Source organism: Aeromonas aquatilis (assembly GCF_054052405.1).
The window spans coordinates 1-2,898 of record NZ_JBSTYP010000123.1; the positions used below are offsets into that span (position 1 = coordinate 1).

Below are 2,898 nucleotides of genomic sequence, written 5' to 3' on the forward strand. Positions count from 1 at the left end.
GTCAGCTGGCCGCTACCCTGACCCGCGATCTGGTCTATCCGCTCTATGCCCTTAACGGCAAGAGCTATCAGGGGCCGCGCCGCTGCCCCCGATTGGAGTTTGATGTGACAGAGCCGGAGGATATGCGCGATTTGGCGTATCCACTGCGGGCCCTGGTGGGGATGGGAATGCAGATCCCGGCGCAGTGGGTGCGGGATAAGCTGCAGATCCCGGCCCCCAAGGAGGGTGAAGAGGTACTGATCATCGTGGACAAGCAGGCCGGGCAGGGAGAGGCCGCGCTCAAGGCACAGCTTGCCCACAAGGGGCTGGCCGCGCTGGCTGCAAGTAACGGTGAGGCCGACAAGGGGGATAACAACGATGCCCAGTTGGCCCGGCTGCAGGCCGAGGCGGCTCCTCTGCTGGAGGGGATGACCGATGCTGTCCAGGCGCTGGTGATGCAAGCCACTACCCTGGAAGAGATCCGGGATGGCTTGTTGGCACTGGAACCAGAGCTCAGCCATGACGAACTGGGGGCGCTGATGGCGCAAGCCATCGCCGCCAGCGAGCTGCTTGGGATGCTTGAGATGGAGGAGGGGCGCTGATGCCCGTTCGCTATGGTTCTTTGCCCTTTGCCGAGGCGATCGCCTTCTTTCGCCAGAAGCTCGATATGCCGAGCGAACGCTGGGCCGATGTGTGGCGCGATGCCCATAGCCGCGCCTTTATGGTGGCGGGGGCCACCAAGACCGATCTGCTGGCTGATCTGCGCGGGGCGGTAGACAAGGCGATCAGTGAAGGGCAATCCATCGGGGCCTTTCAGAAGGCGTTCAAGGAGATTGTGGCCCGCCACGGTTGGGAGCATACCGGGCCCGCGTCCTGGCGTTCGCAGGTTATCTTCGAGACCAACCTGCGCCAGAGCTATAACGCAGGGCGTGAGGCGCAGATCCTGCGAATCAAGCACAAACGTCCCTATGCGCTCTATCGTCATGGGGACTCCGAGCACCCTAGGGAGTTGCACCTCAAGTGGAACAACCTGGTGCTGCCGGTGGATCACCCCTGGTGGGAGACACACAGCCCGAGCAATGGCTATGGCTGCAAGTGCAAGAAGTTCCTGCTCTCCGAGGCCGACCTCAAGCGGCGCGGCTTGGTGGTCGGCAAGGCCCCGGACGATGGCGAATATGAGTGGGTGGACAAGGCCACCGGGGAGTTGCACAAGATCCCCAGAGGTATCGACCCCGGCTTTGATTATCGTCCCCAGACTCCGGCCGACCTGACCAAGGTGGTGGCCAAGCGAGAAGCAGCCAAGCCTGCGTTGGCCGAGCGCCTGCCAGAGCGGATAGTGGAGAGTGCCTTCTCCAGTGTCAAAGGTGTCACCGCCCAGGGTTTGAGTGATCTGCTGGCCAAGTTGCCAGCCCCCCAGCGCGAACCATTGGCGGCGTTCCTCAAGGCGCATCCGGTCAAAACCCTGTTTATCAAGCAGACCGAGATGGGGAAAGGCGCGGCAGGGCTCAAGGTTGCCCCGGCCATCGCCGAATACCTTGGTCACGATGCCTACTCGATACGCTCGCTCTATTACCACCGAACCGCCGCACGCACCAATGGCTTTACCAGCAAGAGTTGGGATCACCTAGTTATCAAGGTCAAGGCGACTGATACTATAAAAGCGGTTGATATACAGGCAGTGCAAGCGGCGGCTGGAGAAGTGATCGCATCGGCCAAGGAGAACCGAGGCCCTCGTGAGTGGTGGCCAAAGGGTATCAGCGGTGAGGCCCTGCGCCGTCACTTTAGCGTGTCAGCCTGCGTGGGTGGTCGCTTGGGAGAGTCGGCCCAACGGATCTCGACCTGGTTGCATGAGCTTGGTCACCAGGTTCATTTCTGGGCCGGTGAACCAGATGTGACCGGGATGGGATTACTCACTCAATATGCCGGTGCGAATGGCAAAGAAGCGGCCGCCGAGGCCTTTGCAGCCTGGATGCTGGCCAGAGAAACGATGGTGGCCCACTACCCCGAGCTGGCCAAAGCGGTGCAAGCCATGATTGAACAGGCTGCCAAGGCTGCTACCAAAGGAGAAAAACGATGACTGAGCCATTATTGCAGCAAGCTTTGAATCTCTTCGATAAGGAGGGGCAGTTCACCTTGGCCGATGTTCATCAACTGGAGCAGTTGGAGGCTAAAGCCAATGGGGAAGAGCTTTCCCTGATTGGTGAGATGTGGGAGGCCGCGATGGCTAACGCAGATGAAGAGGCGCTGCACTATATGACCACCTTTGAGGATGAGCTCTGATGGCGGGTAGCTTTATTGCCATCAGCCACCATGGGGTGGCCGATGCCCACGAACTGCTGGCCAAGCTCTACCAGCAAACCGGTGATCTCAGTGAGCCACTGGCCGATATTGGCGAAGGGCTGATGCTGTCACACCGGGATCGCTGGGATGCCCAAGAGAACCCGGAAGGTGAGCCCTGGGCCCCGCTCTCGGAGAAGTACCGTGCCCGCAAGCCGCGTCATGCCGATGAGATACTGCGTCTGAACGACGATCTGCGCGATACCCTCGACTATCAGGTTGATCCCCAGGCCCTCTACTTTGGTACGCCCATGGTATACGGTGCCGCCCACCAGTTCGGGCGCCCAGAGATCAACCTGCCAGAGCGCCGTGTTCTGGGGCTGTCAGAAGGGGATAAACAGAGCGTGCTGGAGACGCTGGAGGGATATTTGGTCATCGAGGCTCCGTGAGCTTCTGGGCGCCTCTGGTGCCCCCTTGCGGCTACGATGGCATGTCTACCCTCTGAATAGGTCAGGAAAATGGAGTTTAAACACCATTAAACAGTATCGCCGCCCCCAGCTTACCCTCCGATCCATCCCGTGATGCAGTAACCCACCATAAACCCCACCCAATTCTCAGTTCGATGACACTGGCCGCAATGAG

Annotated in this window: 4 protein-coding genes; all 4 read left to right on the top strand. The window is 60.1% G+C overall.

Annotated elements, in window-relative coordinates:
* Positions 1-581, top strand: a 581-nt coding sequence (locus tag ACW5W8_RS23455; protein WP_498630819.1) for a phage portal protein family protein, incomplete at its 5' end; no start/stop codon positions are given.
* Positions 581-2,056 (top strand): phage head morphogenesis protein, encoded by a 1,476-nt coding sequence (locus tag ACW5W8_RS23460; RefSeq protein ID WP_498630821.1) that lies wholly within the window; start codon positions 581-583, stop codon positions 2,054-2,056. The genes ACW5W8_RS23455 and ACW5W8_RS23460, both read left to right, overlap by 1 nt.
* Positions 2,053-2,259, top strand: a complete 207-nt coding sequence (locus ACW5W8_RS23465; RefSeq protein ID WP_498630823.1) for a hypothetical protein — start codon at positions 2,053-2,055, stop codon at positions 2,257-2,259. Before ACW5W8_RS23460 ends, ACW5W8_RS23465 begins: the two co-directional genes overlap by 4 nt.
* The gene (locus ACW5W8_RS23470; protein WP_236340553.1) at positions 2,259-2,705 is read left to right on the top strand and encodes a phage virion morphogenesis protein; all 447 of its coding nucleotides are present in this window, start codon (positions 2,259-2,261) and stop codon (positions 2,703-2,705) included. The genes ACW5W8_RS23465 and ACW5W8_RS23470 overlap by 1 nt, the downstream gene beginning before the upstream one ends.
* Positions 2,706-2,898 lie beyond the last annotated feature (193 nt).